General features: G+C 66.2%; 12 protein-coding genes. 6 read left to right on the top strand and 6 right to left on the bottom strand.

Going from position 1 to position 15,503, the window contains the following annotated elements; translation table 11 throughout:
* Positions 1-10 precede the first annotated feature (10 nt).
* Entirely contained in the window at positions 11-958 is a 948-nt protein-coding gene (locus FAZ97_RS16185) for a phosphoribosyltransferase (protein ID WP_158759475.1), read from the bottom strand.
* Positions 959-1,231: 273 nt separating this feature from the next.
* Here FAZ97_RS16185 and FAZ97_RS16190 point away from each other — a divergent pair, with 273 nt between their 5' ends.
* On the top strand, positions 1,232-1,771 hold the full coding sequence (locus FAZ97_RS16190; RefSeq protein ID WP_158759476.1) for a molybdopterin-dependent oxidoreductase: 540 nt from the start codon (positions 1,232-1,234) through the stop codon (positions 1,769-1,771).
* Between the two features lie 10 nt (positions 1,772-1,781).
* Entirely contained in the window at positions 1,782-3,671 is a 1,890-nt protein-coding gene (locus FAZ97_RS16195) for an ATP-binding response regulator (RefSeq protein ID WP_199272138.1), read from the top strand.
* Between the two features lie 601 nt (positions 3,672-4,272).
* On the opposite strand, the gene FAZ97_RS16200 is transcribed toward FAZ97_RS16195, so the two are convergent.
* Positions 4,273-5,127: a helix-turn-helix domain-containing protein gene (locus FAZ97_RS16200; RefSeq protein WP_158759477.1), complete on the bottom strand. Its 855-nt coding sequence runs from the start codon at positions 5,125-5,127 to the stop codon at positions 4,273-4,275.
* A 324-nt stretch (positions 5,128-5,451) separates the two neighbouring features.
* Between FAZ97_RS16200 and FAZ97_RS16205 the strand changes: the two genes are divergently transcribed.
* Entirely contained in the window at positions 5,452-6,093 is a 642-nt protein-coding gene (locus FAZ97_RS16205; RefSeq protein ID WP_158759478.1) for a C39 family peptidase, read from the top strand.
* A 15-nt stretch (positions 6,094-6,108) separates the two neighbouring features.
* On the opposite strand, the gene FAZ97_RS16210 is transcribed toward FAZ97_RS16205, so the two are convergent.
* Positions 6,109-7,071: a LysR family transcriptional regulator gene (locus tag FAZ97_RS16210; protein WP_158759479.1), complete on the bottom strand. Its 963-nt coding sequence runs from the start codon at positions 7,069-7,071 to the stop codon at positions 6,109-6,111.
* A gap of 323 nt (positions 7,072-7,394) precedes the next feature.
* Positions 7,395-8,447: an NAD(P)-dependent alcohol dehydrogenase gene (locus tag FAZ97_RS16215; protein ID WP_158759480.1), complete on the bottom strand. Its 1,053-nt coding sequence runs from the start codon at positions 8,445-8,447 to the stop codon at positions 7,395-7,397.
* Positions 8,448-8,638: 191 nt separating this feature from the next.
* Here FAZ97_RS16215 and FAZ97_RS16220 point away from each other — a divergent pair, with 191 nt between their 5' ends.
* The 3 genes from FAZ97_RS16220 (at position 8,639) to FAZ97_RS16230 (ending at position 12,879) form a co-directional block, all read left to right on the top strand.
* Complete coding sequence (locus FAZ97_RS16220) at positions 8,639-9,622, top strand: AraC family transcriptional regulator (RefSeq protein WP_158759481.1); 984 nt, start codon at positions 8,639-8,641, stop codon at positions 9,620-9,622.
* A gap of 67 nt (positions 9,623-9,689) precedes the next feature.
* Complete coding sequence (locus tag FAZ97_RS16225; RefSeq protein ID WP_158759482.1) at positions 9,690-10,622, top strand: 2-hydroxyacid dehydrogenase; 933 nt, start codon at positions 9,690-9,692, stop codon at positions 10,620-10,622.
* A gap of 214 nt (positions 10,623-10,836) precedes the next feature.
* Positions 10,837-12,879 (top strand): EAL domain-containing protein, encoded by a 2,043-nt coding sequence (locus tag FAZ97_RS16230; protein WP_158759483.1) that lies wholly within the window; start codon positions 10,837-10,839, stop codon positions 12,877-12,879.
* Positions 12,880-12,888: 9 nt separating this feature from the next.
* Here the strand turns inward: FAZ97_RS16230 and FAZ97_RS16235 are convergent, their stop codons facing one another.
* Together FAZ97_RS16235 and FAZ97_RS16240 are read right to left on the bottom strand one after the other, a co-directional pair.
* Positions 12,889-14,205, bottom strand: a complete 1,317-nt coding sequence (locus FAZ97_RS16235; RefSeq protein WP_158759484.1) for an MFS transporter — start codon at positions 14,203-14,205, stop codon at positions 12,889-12,891.
* A gap of 67 nt (positions 14,206-14,272) precedes the next feature.
* Positions 14,273-15,496, bottom strand: coding sequence for a CaiB/BaiF CoA transferase family protein (locus FAZ97_RS16240; protein ID WP_158759485.1), 1,224 nt, complete (start codon positions 15,494-15,496; stop codon positions 14,273-14,275).
* Positions 15,497-15,503: the final 7 nt, after the last annotated feature.

Below are 15,503 nucleotides of genomic sequence, written 5' to 3' on the forward strand. Positions count from 1 at the left end.
GCGTTCTCGCTCAGCTCCACGCCGAGGCGCCGATCAGCGTGCCCGTGCGCGCGTGGGCGTTCCACCAGATCACGCGCAACAGCGGCGCGCGCTGGGCGATCAGGATGGCCTGCACCGGATCGCTCTCGATGAAGTGCGTGACGCCGCTGCGAATCGCCGCGGCTGCCTTGTGCGCAGCCACGGCCGCGGCCGTGTCGTTGTGCTCGTCCGGCGTGCGCATGATCAGTTCGAGGTGCCCGAAGCCGTGACGCTCGAGCCAGGCCAGCGTGCGCTCGCGGTCGATCTCCGGACGTCCCGTGATGATCGCCCGCGTGCGCTTCATGTCGATGCCGGGCAGGCGCTCGAACGGCACCAGCTCATCGCGCTCGGCGAGCGCGGCGACGAGGTCTTCGTCGTAGCGCGCGACCGGGATGTCGGGGAGGAGGACACCGTCGAGATCGATCGCGTAGACGGCGTACTCGTGGTCGTCGGCCATGCTTGCGCCCTCGCCGTTGCCGTCGCGAATCCAGTCGGCGCGATAGCGGTCCGTGTAGGCCTGGCGCTCCCACGGGAAAAGCGTGAAATAGCCGCTGGCATCGATCGAATAATCAGGGCGCAAACGGCTGAGGTCGTCATAGGCGCCGGTGAGCGTACGCACGACGAGCCCGTGCTCGCTCAGAAACGCGATGCAGTCCACGAGCGTATGGCCGCGCCCCGCGATGTCTTCGCACAGCAGCACTTTCGAGCCCGGCTCGGGCAGCGGCAACGTGGAGTCCCAGCGCACTTCGCGCGTGGCGCGGTCATAGCGCAGGAACGCGACGCCCGCACCCGTTGCGTGCGAAACCATCAGCGCGAGCGGCGCGCCGCCGCGCAAGATGCCGACCACGAGGTCGAATTCCTCCGCGATCAGCGCCGGTTGCAGCGACTCGACCCAGTGATCGAGCTGTTCGTAGGTGAGCGGAACGACAGGTTTATCCATGGGTTGAATTGAGTGACGAAGCACGTGATCAGCAAAGGCGCGGCAAATGCGCAACACGCGTTTCCGATAGCTGTGTGCGAGAAAAAGACGGCTATTGTCAGTGCAATGTTTGACGATATTATGCCTATGCTCACCCGCGCCTGCTGGCATGGCGGGCGGAGGAAGCGGTAAAACGCTGGAAAGAGCGGAAAAGGCAGCAGAAAAACGCGGCGCAGCGCCGCGCAAAGACACACGACAACGACGCGAATCATCGCGCGAAAGGGCTCGGGCAAGATGTGGCATTGGACGGGATGGCCAGGCTGGCGGCGCTGGGCCGCCGTGGCGGGGTTCGCGCTCGCGGGCGCGCTGCTGCCGTTCGGGCAGTTTGCCCATGCGGGTTCTGCGGGTTCGCTCTCGCTCGATGTGGACGGCGAGGTGCGTGTGACCAACAACGCGGCCCATACGGCGTATCACTTTACCGAGGCGCAGCTGCTTGCGCTGCCCGCGCATTCGATCACGACGGCCACGACCTGGACGCCGCGCTCGACCTTCACGGGCCCGCTGCTCTCGGACGTGCTCAAGGCCGTGGGCGCCTACGGCAGCCAGATCGAGATCCACACGCTCGACGACTACACCTGCGTGGTGCCCCTGGCCGACGCCGCGCGCTACGGCGTGGTGGTCGCCTACGAGATGAACGGCCAGCGCCTGAAGGTGAGCAATTTCGGCCCGTTATTTCTGATCTATCCACGCGACCAGCATCCGCTCGAGCTCGACGGTGCGGCTGGCGACGCGAAGTTCGCGTGGCAGATCAAGTCAATGACGATCAAGCGGTGACTGACGGCTGATGCGACGACCCTTGCGACGCCTGCTGCAGGCGATCATCTGGATGGCGGCGCTTGCGCCACCCGTGGTGGCGGTCGGCTATCTGCTTTATGCGAACCTGCTCAATCCGCAGGTCGTGCAGCGCATCACGGGCAATTACGACGGCCTGTACTGGGACGCCGCGCAGCTCCAGATTGCCTACGCGCGCTTCGAGAGCCAGTTGCTGATGTTCGCGGACGGCATCGACCGCGATCTCGACAAGGTGCGGCTGCGCTACGAGGTGCTGCAGTCGAAGCTTAATGTGATGAAGGGCTCGACGCTTTCGCTCGACTCCACGCCGGGCTTGAAGCGGCGCCAGGACGCGGATCTCGCCATTCTGGCCGCGACCATCTCGCCATTCGAAGCTGAAATCGCGACGCTCGCGGACAACCCCGAACGCGCGGTGCCGATGCTCATGGCGCTCGACCTGCACTGGACCCAGGTGACCGACCTGGCGCTGAACCGGCGTTTCGCCGACGTGACCGAGCGCGAGGCGATCCGGCACGACTTCATCGCCAAACGCCGCGAGCTGTTCGCTTCGGGGCTCGTGCTGCTCGTGCTTTCCGCTGCGGCCGGCGTTCTGCTCGTGATGAACGGCTACCGGCGCACCCGCCTGCTGGACCAGCAGCGCGCGGCGCTCGAAGCCGAGCATCAGGCGAGCCGCGCCGCGCGCGAGGCGAGCATGGCGAAGGACGCCTTCCTCGGCATGATCAGCCACGAACTGCGCACGCCGCTGCACGCCATCGTCTCGTCGATCGAACTGCTCGGTTTCAACTCGCATTCGGAAGCCGACCGCAAGGTGATCTATCGCCTCGAAACCGCCGCGCGGCAGCTCGAAGCGCAGATGAAGGATCTGACCGACTACGCGCGTCTCGGTGCGGGCAAGCTCGAATTGCGTCAGGAAGAGTTCGAGCCGCGCGAACTGCTGCAGTCGATCGTCGATGAAAACGAGCAGGCCGCGCGCTCGCGCGGGCTCGTGTTCGAGCATGCGTGGGTGGGGCCGCAGCGGCGTGTGGTGGCCGACCCGCATCGTATCCGCCAGATCGCCGGCAACCTCGTCACGAACGCGATCCGCTACACGGAGCGCGGCAAGGTGCGGCTCGAATTCTGGCTGCAGGCGTCCGCGCGGGCCGCGCGGCCCTTGAATGGCGATGAAGGTGGTCTGCGGCCGGCCGGCGCGGATACGCTCGTGATCGTCGTCGGCGACACGGGGCCCGGCGTGGCGGCGGACCAGATTCCGCTCATCTTCAAGGAGTTCACGCAGCTCGACACGTCGCGCTCGCGGCGTTACGAGGGCGCGGGCATGGGGCTCGCGATCGTGCGGGGCCTTGTCGAGCTGTTTGGCGGCACGATCGAGACGCAAAGCCGCGTGGGCAAAGGCACGACTTTCACCGTGCGTATTCCCGTCACGCCGGTCGAGCCGCCGGTGCCCGCGGTCGTCGCCGAAATTGAGCAGCCCGTGCGTGCGCTGCCGCAGGTGCTCGTTGTGGATGACAACCCGCTTGTGCGGGATTCGTTATGCGAGATGGTCGCGCATATGGGGTACCGCTCGCTCGCGGCTGGTGACGCGGATAGCGCGCTGGCGCTGCTTGCCCACGAGGCGTGCGATGTGGTGCTGCTCGACCTGCACATGCCAGGGCGTGATGGGTATGACTTCGTGGCAGGGCTCGAAACCGCGCAGGACGTGCTGGGAGCGCCGCGCGTGATCGCAGTGAGTGCCGATGTCGCGGGGCTCGCGGCGATTTCTGATCATGCGGGGAACGGTGCCTCCGGCGGCGAGGGGGCGCTGTTTTTTGATCGGCTTACGAAGCCGGTGCACTATGAGGTGCTGCGCGTGGCGCTGCAGCGGGCGGTGCCAAGGGCTGCGGTTTGATGGGTGGTTCTTGGCTGCTTTGGGCTTTACTTGTTTTCGCGGCGGTGCTTCAAGCGTTGCCCCTGTGCGGGGCGGCACCTACTTTTCTTTGCAGCGGCAAAGAAAAGTAGGCAAAAGAAAACCGCTCACACCGCCAGCGCCTGCCACCGTTCACCTCGCGCCTCCCCACTTGAATGGCTCCGGAGCGTCTGTGACGTCGCACCACCAAACTGAGTGACAAGGCGCTCATCCTTCCGGCGGCGCTACGCGCCCCGAAGGGCATAACCAAAAAAAGCGTTGGGGTGCGTAAGTTCTTGCGAATGCGCTTGCTACCCTTCGGTTTTCCGGTGTCCCTTGCAGACCCGGCCGCTGCGCGCGTAGCGAGCAGCGGGAACGGATGAGCGCCTAGTCACTAACGGGAATGGTGCGAGGTGACAGACGCTCCGGAGCCATTCAAGTGGGGTGGCGCGAGGTGAACGGTGGCAGGCATTAGCGGTGTGAGCGGCTTTCTTTTGCCTACTTTTCTTTGCCGCTGCAAAGAAAAGTAGGTGCCGCCCCGCACAGGGGCAACGCTTGAAGTACCACCGCGAAAACAAGGAACGCCCAAACCGCCCAGCAGCCCTCACCCGCGATTAAGCCGCTTGGAAAGATCGGCAACCAGAATCGCCATCCGCGCCGGTTTTTCATAGCACGCCACGTTGTAGTGGCGCACAACCTGACTGATCTCCGACTCGCTGGCCTTGCCCGTCAGCAACTCGCCGGTCAGCACGAAAATAGGCGCATCGGGGTTCTCGGAGCCGCGTACGCTGCGGATCGCCTCGGCAGCGGTCTGGCTGCCGAACAGCCAGTCGATCACCACACCATCGAACACGTTGTTCTCGAGCGCATCGTTAAACGCCGCAAGGCCATAGAGCGCAAGCGCCGCGTAACCACTGTGCTCGAGATAGTCGCGCAGGTTGTCGGCGGACGACTGGTCGTCGTCCACAACGGCGATGAGCGGCTTGTCGGACTCGGCGCGCCGCGGGTAGATCTCGATCTTGTGAACTTCGCGCGCGTTCTGATAGAGCGCCCCGTCCGGGCGCACGACGCGCCACTGCCCCAGCTTTTCATACGCCACGAAGTCCGGGCGGCTACCCGCCTCGACCGGTGCGCCGATCCAGGCGGTGCACGGCAACTCCGCCGCGCTCACGCAGAGCGTCGCCTCCTGAGCGCTCGCCCCGACCATGCCGGGGTCGAGCAACTGCGCGCCGAACAACTGGCCCGCGGGTTCGCCGAACGCTTCAGCCACTTTCTTGATCTGCGCGAGCGTCCACGGGCTGTTGCCGCGCAGCTTGCGGTGCCCCTGTGAAAAGCTCAGATCAAGAATCCGGCACAGCTCGGTCGTTTGCTGACGCTTGCCGATGCCGTGACGGCTCATCAGCTCGCGTACGCGCTCCGCCACCGAGGCCGAGTCGGTTGTGTAGGCAACGTTCGACATACTGCTCAAAAGGGGGGATTCGTAGATTCAGTTTCTGATAGATCATGCCGTGGCGCCGTGAGTCCAGTATGACCGGACCTCGCGCGGGCTGCACACGGGAGCACGATATTCTAAACGCATCAAATGCCAAACGACGGCGCTATTTTAGCGAAATGTAAGTCGACGCTGAATAACAGGAATGTAAGCGTATATTCAGCTCCGTTTACGCGGGGCTTACGCTAGTCGCGACGTTGCGGGGGTGGCGCTTGCCTGAGAAGATGCACGATTTTGAACGCCGGGCGCTCGCGCGCGGCCAATCAACCATACTGCAGCGAGGGGTATCGTTTGAACGACGCGCACAACGCCGGGACATGGCGGCATGAAGGCGTACCGTATTACAGCCAGTGGGGCAGCGCCGACTGGGTGGCGCCCATCGTCGAGCGCGGCGCCGATCCGTGCGAGGACCCGCACTGGCGCGCGAGCGGCTTTACGGAGGCCGACGCCTATCGCTTCTGGGCCAAGCGCCTGTGCGGCCTGACCTGCCTCGAATCGGCGCTCGACTATTGGGGCGTCGCGCATGCGCCGCGCGCGCAGTTGCTCGAAGAGGCGTTGCGGCACGGCGTCTATCGCGTGCGTGAAGATGGCGGCGTGGACGGATTGATCTACCGCCCGTTCGCCGCATGGGTGGAGGCTGCGTTCGGCGTGCGCGTGGAAGTGATGACTGACGAGGGAATCGAGGCGAGCGCCGCGCGCATCGATGCGCAAACGCTCGCCATCGTTTCCGTGAGCCCCGAGATCCGCTACCCCGAGCGGGTCAATCCCGACCAGGGCGGCCACCTGATCCTGCTGCACGGACGCGGCGACGGCGGCGTCTGGTTCCACAATCCCTCGGGCATCGCGCCGTATCAGGCGAATGCCTGGCTGCCCTACGAGACGGTCGCGCGCTTTCACGCGCGGCGAGGCATGGCGCTCACCCGGCCGCGCTGAAAGCGCGCGCCGGCCTTACGCCGGGGCCGGTTGCAGGCCGCCCAATAACTGCTGTACGCGCGAGAGATCGCGGTTGATCGCACCCGCGTCCGCGAACAGCTCCGCGAGCCAGTCGACGAACACGCGCACGCGCGGCGACACCTGGCGCGACTTCACGAACGCCACCGAAACCGGCGTGGGCAGCGGCTTCCATTGCGGCAGCACCTCTTGCAGCGCACCGCTGTCCAGGTACGGCTGCGCCGCGAGCAGTGGCGGCTGGATGAGGCCATAGCCTTGCAGGCCGCAGGTGAGGTAGGCGAACTCGTCGGAAACATGCACGAAGCCGTCCACCTTCACCTTGGTCGGGCTGCCGTCCACCTCGAAGTCGAATTCGAACGGGCGGCCCGTGAGCGGCGAGAGGAAGTTGACGACGGGATGCTGCGCGAGATCGTCGAGCGTGTGCGGCGCGCCGTGCTGCTCGAGGTACGCGGGACTCGCGCAGGTCACGTGCTCGAGTACGCCAAGGCGCCGCGCCGCGAGCCCCGAGTCGGGCAGCTCGCCCAACTGGATGCTGCAGTCCACGCCTTCGCCGACGAGATCGACGTTACGCAGGCTCACACCGATCACGAGGTCGATCTGCGGGTAGCGCGCGTGGAAGTCGTCGAGCGCGGGCAGCACGATCGCATTCGCGATGAGTCCCGGCATCTCCACGCGCAAGCGGCCGCCGATCGCGCCGGGCGACTGGCGCACGCTCGCTTCGGCATCGTCGATGTCGGCGAGAATCTGCGCGGCGCGCTCGTAGTACGCAGCGCCTTCAGGTGTGAGCGAAAGACGCCGCGTGGTGCGCACGAGCAATTGCGTGCCGAGCAGCGATTCGAGGTTTTGCATCAGCGTGGTGGCGCTGGCGCGCGGCATATCCAGCGACTGCGCGGCTTTGGTGAAACTATTGGTGTCGACGATGCGCACGAACGTGCGCATCGCCTGGATGCGGTCGATCACGGGCGAGCTCCTAACGATGGGCTTGAGGCTTGAACGAAATCCGCGCTGCTGCAGAAAAAGGGTGAGCCGCGTAGCGACGAATGCGCTTCGCGGTGCCGGCGTCTCGCGGAAAGCGACGCTCAGCGGTTAAACAGCGGTGACGATTGGGTGGCGACGCACGCAGGCGCCGGCTCGACTACGGGAGGCCAGAAAGGACGGCCTCGAAGGGGAAGGGCTGGCGGGCCATCCGGAATGGATGGCCCGGCGGGGCAGGGTGTTACGTCGGATAAGCGCGGTGCACGCAGTATGTGCGCCCCGCGCAATGCTTGCGCGCGACTTGCGTGTTACTTGCGCAGCGAATCGAGATCGATCACGAAGCGGTACTTCACATCGCTCTTGAGCATGCGCTCATAGGCGTTGTTGATGTCCTGCATCTTGATCATTTCGATATCCGACGTAATGCCATGCTTGCCGCAGAAGTCCAGCATTTCCTGGGTTTCTGCAATACCGCCGATCAGCGAGCCCGCCAGACGGCAGCGCTTCATGATCAGGTTGAACACTTGCGGCGACGGGTGATCGTGCTCGGGCGCGCCCACCAGCGTCATCGTGCCGTCACGGCGCAGCAGCTCGATGAACGGGTTGAGGTCGTGCTGCGCGGCCACGGTGTTCACGATCAGGTCGAAGCTGTTGGCGTGCTTCGCCATCTGCTCCGGGTCCTTCGAGATCACGACTTCGTCGGCGCCCAGACGCTTGCCGTCTTCGATCTTCGAGGGCGACGTGGTGAACAGCACCACATGCGCGCCCATGGCATGCGCGAGCTTCACGCCCATGTGGCCGAGGCCGCCGAGACCCACGATGCCGACCTTCTTGCCGGGGCCCGCGCCCCACGTGCGCAGCGGCGAGTACGTCGTGATGCCCGCGCACAGCAGCGGCGCGACGGCAGCCAGTTCGAGGTTCTCGGGCACGCGCAGCACGAAGGCTTCGTCTACCACGAGCTGCGTGGAGTAGCCGCCGTAGGTCACGTCGCCGCTCACGCGGTCGGTGCCGTTATAAGTGCCGACAAAACCGTTCTCGCAATACTGTTCGAGGCCTTCGGCGCAGCTCGGGCAGGTGCGGCACGAGTCGACGAGACAGCCCACGCCAACGAGCTCGCCCACCTTGTACTTCGTGACGCCGTTGCCAACTTCGGCCACGCGGCCGACGATCTCATGGCCCGGCACGACCGGGTAGATCGTGTTGCGCCATTCGTCGCGCGCCTGGTGCAGGTCGGAGTGGCACACGCCGCAGAACAGCACGTCGATACGGACGTCGAGTTCGCGCAGGTCGCGGCGCTGGAATTCGAACGGGGCGAGCGGCGACGCGGCGTCGCGGGCGGCATATCCGTAAGTTGGGTACATGGGTTTGTTCTCCTCTGGTGCGTGGGTGTTGCGGCAGGGTTCCCATCGTAAGGATCGGGGCCCACCCAGGGAATACCTGAATCTATCGAAGACTTGCCTGATTCTCCTGGCGCGCAGCACATCCACCGGTTCGGTGATAGATTGGCAAGCCTGTTTCTCTGCCTGACTTCATCTTTTGGGGCACAACCGATATGGGCTACGTCAAAACCCTCGCGGCGGCGGCCATCGCGCCAGCGGCCGCCACGCAGGCGCGCACGGTCGACCTGCTCATGCAACTCACGCAGCGCGACGGCGTGCACGACACGCCGGTCGAAGGCGTGCGGCTCTACCGCGGCAGCGAAAGCCACCCGCGCCGGCCGGTCATGTACGAACCGAGCATCTTCATCGTCTGCCAGGGGCGCAAGCGCGGCTTTCTCGGCGATCAGGTGTTCATCTACGACGCGCAGCAATATCTGGTCCTTTCGGTGCCGATGCCGTTCGAGTGCGAGACCGAGGCGAGCCCTGAGAAGCCGATTCTCGCCATCTCGATCCGCGTCGACCTCACGACCGTCGCCGAGTTGCTCATGGCGCTCGACGACCCGCGCCGCGCCGTGTCCGAACCCTCGGGCATCTACGCCACGCCGCTCGACGCCACGCTCTCGAACGCGGTGCTGCGCCTGCTCGAAGCGCTCGCGCAGCCCCACGAGGCGCGCATACTCGGGCCTTCGATCGTGCGCGAGATCTGCTACCGCGTGCTCATGGGCGAGCAGGGCGACGCGATACGCGCGGCGCTCACGCATCAGCACCACTTCGGGCGCATCGCGAAGGCGCTGCGGCGCATTCACACGGACTACCGCGGCGAGCTCGACGTCGAAACGCTGGCCTCCGAGGCGGGGATGAGCCTTGCCGTCTTTCATGCGCACTTCAAGGCCGTCACCTCGACTTCGCCCATGCAGTACGTGAAGACCACGCGTCTGCATCATGCACGCCTCTTGATTACGCACGACGGGCTGACCGTGAGCGCGGCGGCCACGCGCGTGGGCTATGAAAGCGCGTCGCAGTTCAGCCGCGAATTCAAGCGCCTGTTCGGCATGAGCCCCGCCGACCAGATGCGTCGCACGCGCGACGCGGCGGCGGCCGCTGCAGCCGCGCCGCGCGTGGAGGTCTTGCCGCCGCGCTATGTGACGGCCGTGTGACGCTTGCGCGCGGGCGCCGCGGCATTCGATTCGCAGATCGAAACAAAAACGGAATAGTGACACGACGATGAAGCCATGCCTGCTGGTCCTGATTCTGCTCGCCGATGAAGACCTCGCCGCATTCGGCGAAACATTCGATGTGATCTACGCGCCCGACGCCGATGCGCGCTCCAAAGCGGTCGCGCAGCACGGCAAGGACGTGCGCGTGGTGCTCACGAACGGCACGACGGGTCTCACCGCCGACGAAATCGACCGCATGCCGGCGCTCGAACTCGCGGGCGCGCTTGGCGCGGGCTACGAAAACATCGCGCTCGACCACGCGCGCGAGCGTGGCATCGCGCTGTGCAACGGCGCGGGCGTCAATGCCGACTGCGTGGCCGACCACGCGCTCGCGCTGCTGCTCGCGGCCGTGCGCGCCGTGCCGCAGTTCGATGCCGCGTGCCGCGCGGGAGTCTGGCGCGACGCGTTGCCGATGCGCCCCACGGTCACGGGGCGGCGGCTCGGCATTGTCGGCTACGGGCACATCGGCGAGAAGGTCGCGCGGCGCGCCGCGGGCTTTGGCATGGTACTCGGCTATCACAACCGCAAGCCGCGCGAAGGCGTAGAGGCGCGTTACTTCGAGAGCGTGATGGCGCTCGCGCAATGGAGCGACTTTCTCGTGATCGCGACGCCGGGCGGCGCGCAAACGAAGCATCTGATCGACCGCGCCGTGATCGATGCGCTGGGACCGCAAGGCTTTCTCGTCAACGTCTCGCGCGGCAGCGTGGTCGATACGGCCGCGCTTGCACTCGCGCTGAAGGCGGGCACGCTGGGCGGCGCGGGGCTCGACGTCTATGAGGGCGAGCCGCAGCCGCCCGCTGCGCTCATCGGACTGGACAACATCGTGCTCACGCCGCATGTGGCTGGCACGTCGCCCGATGTGCGCAGCGCCACGGTGCGTCACTTCGCCGGGAACGCGGCGCGGCACTTCGCGGGCGAGGCGCTGCTCACGCCGCTTTGAAGATTGGCGTCGGGGGCGTCTAGCGCCCCCGCGCCTTCTGTGCGCCACCGCGCGCGGTGGCGCACGGTCCATGACGTATCATTGCTTCTGTGCGCGCCAGAATCGCTGTTCGAGCGGCCGCTAATGACCACAACGGCCATGAATCTGGCGGGGCATCTTACCCGTATGCACATCTGGGCCGTCACGCCAGAGCGGTGATATCGAAGGCTCAAAGATGAAAACGCTGATCGGCGCGCTGCACGAGCACGCAGCCCACGTGGTGAACCGCTTCTACGAGGAACTGGGCCGCCTGCCCAAATCCCGCCGCATCCTCGAAATGCTTTCGGGTGCCGAACTCGCGCACCTGAAGGCGCGCCAGGTCCAGAATCTCCTTGCCCTCGCCAGCCTGGGTCTCACCGCGCGCGAACACGAGGAAATGGCGCAGCGCATTGGCCGCATTCATGCCATTGTCGGGCTCGACAAGGAAGAGCTCGTGCGCAGCCGCGGCATTCTGCAGGAGCTGATCTACGCGGACGTGGGCCGCACCGTGAGCACGCAGCAGCTTTCGCTCTATGCGCGCCGCCTGACTTCCGACCTCGCGTGGCAACTCAAGGCGTATCAGGCCGTGCAGGATTCGCAGCAGGAAGCGCTGCTGCGTATCACGCGTCTCGTGTGGGAAGCGGGCAGCTATACGAATTTCATCGATCAGGTGATCGCCGCGCTGGCGGCGCACGACGAAGTGAGCGCCTGCGCCATCGGGCGCCCCGACGAAGCGGGCATTTTTCACTTCGAGGCCGGTGCGGGCGGCAAGACCGAAGGCGGCATGCTCAACGTGCTCGCCGGGCACGATCAGGAAATCAGCGTGCGCGCCGATCATCCGCAAGGGCAGGGCGCGATTGGGCGCGCGTGGCGCAGCGGCAAGCCCGAGCGTGTCGTCAACTACCAGACCGATCCGCTCGTCGCGCCGTGGCGCGATCTCGCGGCGCGCGAAGGCGTGCGTTCTTCGGTGGCGATTCCGCTGGCCGCGCCCGGGCAGCCGCCGCTCGCCGTGCTGTGTCTGTATAGCGCGTTTCCGGGCGGCTTCGTCGGGCCCGATCAAGTGGCTTTTGTCGATTTGCTGCAAACGTTGATCGGCGGCGCGGCGATGCGCATTCCCGGCAGCGACGGCCTGAGCGCCGCGGTGCCGGTGAGCGTGCGCCAGCAGTGGGCGGCGCTCGTGCGCACCGGCGCGCTGGAAATGCATTACCAGCCGCTGCTCAGCCTCGCAACGGGCAAGGCGACCAAGGTCGAAGCGCTGGCGCGCCTGCGCGACGGCGAGCGCCTGCTCGTGCCGGACGTGTTCCTCTCGGCGCTCTCTTCCGACGATCTGCTCGCGCTCTTCGCGCGCGGCATCGATCAGGCGCTCGCCGACCGCGAACGCTGGTTCGCCGAAGGCCGCGACCTCGATGTCTCGATCAATCTGCCGCCTGCCGCGCTCAACGACATCCGCTACTTCGAAGCGACCCGCACGGCGCTCGCCGCGCACCGTTGCCCGGCTGCACGCCTCACGCTGGAAGTGCTGGAAAACGAATCACTCTCGTTGAGCCAGGGACAGCGTGCCATTCTCGCGAAGTTCCGTGAGCTAGGCGTGCTGCTCGCGCAGGATGATCTCGGCGCCGGGCATAGCGGCCTCACGCGCCTGCGTGAATTGCCGTTCGACTGGATCAAGCTCGACCGCGAAATGGTGCAGGTGAAGGGCGACGGCGCGCTCGATACGCTGCGCGTGATCTATCAGTTGACGCGTCTCGGGCATTCGCTGGGCAGGCTCGTGCTGGCCGAAGGCATCGACACGCTCGATCTGCTGCATGCGCTCGCCATTCTCGGCGTCGATGGCGCGCAGGGCTATGTCATCGCCAAGCCGATGGAGGGCGCGCGTCTCCTCGAATGGCTCGACACGACGCCGGCCTTTACCGCGGCCGCGGGGAGCGGCGCGGGAACGGAAAGCCTGCTTGCGCGGCTGGCTCGCTTCGTGATCTGGGAAGAGCGCATGCTGATGATCGCGGCCGTGCCCGAAGCGGCGCAAGACCTGCTGCGCGCGTTGACGCGCGCAGCGGGCGAGGACGCCAACGTGCCGCTCGCACAGTCGCTCGCGGGCTTCGGCGCCATTCTGCCTGCGGGCGCGCAGCGCGATACGTTGCACCGTGAGGCGGTCGGCGCGCTGCTGATCGAAGGCCCGCACAGCGAAGCGTGGCGCGTGGCGCTGAACGGGCTGATCAAGGCTATTGTCGCGGCCGCGTAGCCGAGCGCGTCAATCCTGCAAGGCGAGCCCCACATCGCTTTGCATGGCCGACGACTGCTTGCGCTGCAGCACCGCGATGCACACGAGCGAAACGGCCGCAAGCGCGCTGTAGAACAGCGCCAGCGGCCACCACTGACCCGGATAGTCATGCGCGAGCAGCGTGCCGATGAGCGGTGTGAGACCGCCCGCGAGCGCCGCACAACATTGGTAGGAGATCGAAATAGCCGAGTAGCGCACGCGCACCGGGAACGCATTCGTCATGAAGCCCGCCATCACCGCGTACGAGCTGCACATGCACATCACCGCAATCGCAATGCCAATCACGATCGCAACCGGCCGCCCGGTGGAGACGAGCACGAACATCGGGTAAGGCGAAATCATGGCCAGCGCCGCAGCCACGACGAGGAAGCGCCCGGCGCCCACGCGCTGCGCAAACCAGCCGGAAAAAAGCTGCGTAAAGAGCTGGATAAAGGCGACGACGAACAGACAGTCGAGAATCAGCGCGCGGTCGAGCCCGAGCGTTTGCGTCGTGTAGTTCAGCATGAACGTGTTGACGAACCACGCGCCCGCCACGCCAATCACATTCGCGCCAAGGCACAGCAGCACCGCGCGCCACGAGTCGCGCAGCACTTCGACGATTGGCATCGCGGCGGTGCGGCGCTGCGTCTTGATGGCCTCGAATTCCGGCGATTCGCCCACGCCCGATCGAATCAGCAGACCCACCACGAGCAGCACCGCGCTCGCGATGAACGGCAAACGCCAGCCCCAGGAAAAGAGCGCGTCATGGTCGAGATGCGCGACGAAGCGAAATGCCAGCAGCGCCAGAATCAGGCCTGCCGGGCTGCCGAGTTGCGCAAACGAGGCGAGAAACGTGCGCTTTTCCTTGGGCGCATGCTCGCCCGCCATGAGCACCGCGCCGCCCCATTCGCCGCCAATCGCAATGCCCTGCGCCACGCGCAGCAGCACGAGCAGCGCCGGGGCGAGCGCGCCGGCGCTCGCATAAGTCGGCAAGAAACCGATGCCCACGGTGCCGACGCCCATGATCGACAGCGTGGCAACGAGCGCCTTCTTGCGGCCGATGCGGTCGCCCAGATGCCCGAACACGAGCCCGCCGAAGGGGCGCGCGAAAAAGCCCACGGCAAAGGTGCCGAACGAGGCGAGCGTGCTGTAAAACGGCTCGTGGGAGGGGAAGAACAGCTTGCCGAAGATCAGCGCCGAAGCGGTAGCGTAGATATAAAAGTCGTACCACTCGATGGTGGTGCCGACGAAGGCGGCGAGCGAGGCGCGGGCGGGCTGGCGCGCAGTGGTGTTGCCGGGGCGGGTCATGCATGTCTCCTTGATCGGGGTGAGCCGGCTTGGGCCGGTCTGTATTCCGTTGGGGTTCGATGAAACGCTATGCGCTTACGGTCGTTTCGGGCTCCTTGACGATGCCGGCTTCGAAGAGCCGTTGCTGCGTGTCGGCGTCGATGCCGAGCGCGTCCATCACGGCGCGCGTGTCGGCGCCGAGCGCGGGCGGCCGCGTGCGATAGGTGGGCGGCGTGCGCGAGAGTTTCACGGGTGCGCCGGTGCCGCGATAGCCTTCCATCTCGACGATCATGCGGCGATGCTGCGTATGCGGATGCGCGGCCACGGCGTCGACGGTCTGCACGGGACCGCACGGCACGCCGGCCTGGATCAGGTCGCGCGCCAGTGGCTCGCAGTCGTGCGCCACGAGCCGCGCTTCGAGCGCCGCCTTGAGTTCGGGCCGATGCGCGCAGCGGCTGCGGTTGTCGGCGAAACGCGGGTCGTTTGCGAGTTCGGGCACGCCCAGGTGCGCGCACAGCTTCGCGAACTGGCGGTCGTTGCCCACCGCGAGAAAGATGGGCGCGTTGGCCGTGGCATAGCTGTCGTAGGGTGCGATGTTCGGGTGCGCATTGCCGCTGCGCTGCGGCGTGCGGCCATTGCCGAAATAGTTCGGCAGATGCGGATGCAACAGCGACACGCCGCAGTCGTACAGCGCGATATCCACCGACTGCCCGAGGCCGCTCTTTTCGCGCTCGGCCAGCGCGAGCAAAATGCCCGCGAGCGCGTTCAGGCCCGTGACCATGTCCACGATCGGCAGGCCGATGCGCAACGCGGGGCCGTCGTGCTCGCCGTTCACGCTCATGAGGCCCGCCATTGCCTGAATCACGGCGTCGTAGCCGGGCAGGCCGCCGAGCGGGCCGTCCGGGCCGAAGCCGGAAATCGCGCAATGAATCAGGCGGGGAAAGCGCGGGCGCAGATCGCGCTCGTAGTCCATGCCCCAGCGCGTGAGCGTACCCGGCTTGAAGTTCTCGACGAGCACGTCCGCGCCTTCGAGCAATTGCCAGAGAATCGCGCGGCCTTCATCGCGCGAAAGATCGACGGCGATGCCCTGCTTGTTGCGGTTCACGCCCACGTAGTACGAGGCCGTATCGCCGACGAAGGGCGGGCCCCAGCCGCGCGTTTCGTCGCCATCGGGCGGTTCGAGCTTGATGACTTCGGCGCCGTGGTCGGCGAGCGCCTGGGTGCAGTACGGACCGCCCAGCACGCGGCTCAGATCGATCACGCGCAGGCCATGCAGCGCACCGTCCACCGTGGTTGCTTCGGATTCCTTCATGGTGCTC

It is taken from the genome of Paraburkholderia acidiphila (assembly GCF_009789655.1).
GTDB classification, from domain to species: Bacteria; Pseudomonadota; Gammaproteobacteria; order Burkholderiales; family Burkholderiaceae; genus Paraburkholderia; species Paraburkholderia acidiphila.

What these genes read in the sequence shown, in the direction of transcription:
- FAZ97_RS16185 (WP_158759475.1), bottom strand. Translation starts at nt 958, where the DNA reads ATGGATAAACCTGTCGTTCCGCTCACCTACGAACAGCTCGATCACTGG.
- FAZ97_RS16190 (WP_158759476.1), top strand. Translation starts at nt 1,232, where the DNA reads ATGTGGCATTGGACGGGATGGCCAGGCTGGCGGCGCTGGGCCGCCGTG.
- FAZ97_RS16195 (WP_199272138.1), top strand. Translation starts at nt 1,782, where the DNA reads ATGCGACGACCCTTGCGACGCCTGCTGCAGGCGATCATCTGGATGGCG.
- FAZ97_RS16200 (WP_158759477.1), bottom strand. Translation starts at nt 5,127, where the DNA reads ATGTCGAACGTTGCCTACACAACCGACTCGGCCTCGGTGGCGGAGCGC.
- FAZ97_RS16215 (WP_158759480.1), bottom strand. Translation starts at nt 8,447, where the DNA reads ATGTACCCAACTTACGGATATGCCGCCCGCGACGCCGCGTCGCCGCTC.
- FAZ97_RS16220 (WP_158759481.1), top strand. Translation starts at nt 8,639, where the DNA reads ATGGGCTACGTCAAAACCCTCGCGGCGGCGGCCATCGCGCCAGCGGCC.
- FAZ97_RS16225 (WP_158759482.1), top strand. Translation starts at nt 9,690, where the DNA reads ATGAAGCCATGCCTGCTGGTCCTGATTCTGCTCGCCGATGAAGACCTC.
- FAZ97_RS16230 (WP_158759483.1), top strand. Translation starts at nt 10,837, where the DNA reads ATGAAAACGCTGATCGGCGCGCTGCACGAGCACGCAGCCCACGTGGTG.
- FAZ97_RS16235 (WP_158759484.1), bottom strand. Translation starts at nt 14,205, where the DNA reads ATGACCCGCCCCGGCAACACCACTGCGCGCCAGCCCGCCCGCGCCTCG.
- FAZ97_RS16240 (WP_158759485.1), bottom strand. Translation starts at nt 15,496, where the DNA reads ATGAAGGAATCCGAAGCAACCACGGTGGACGGTGCGCTGCATGGCCTG.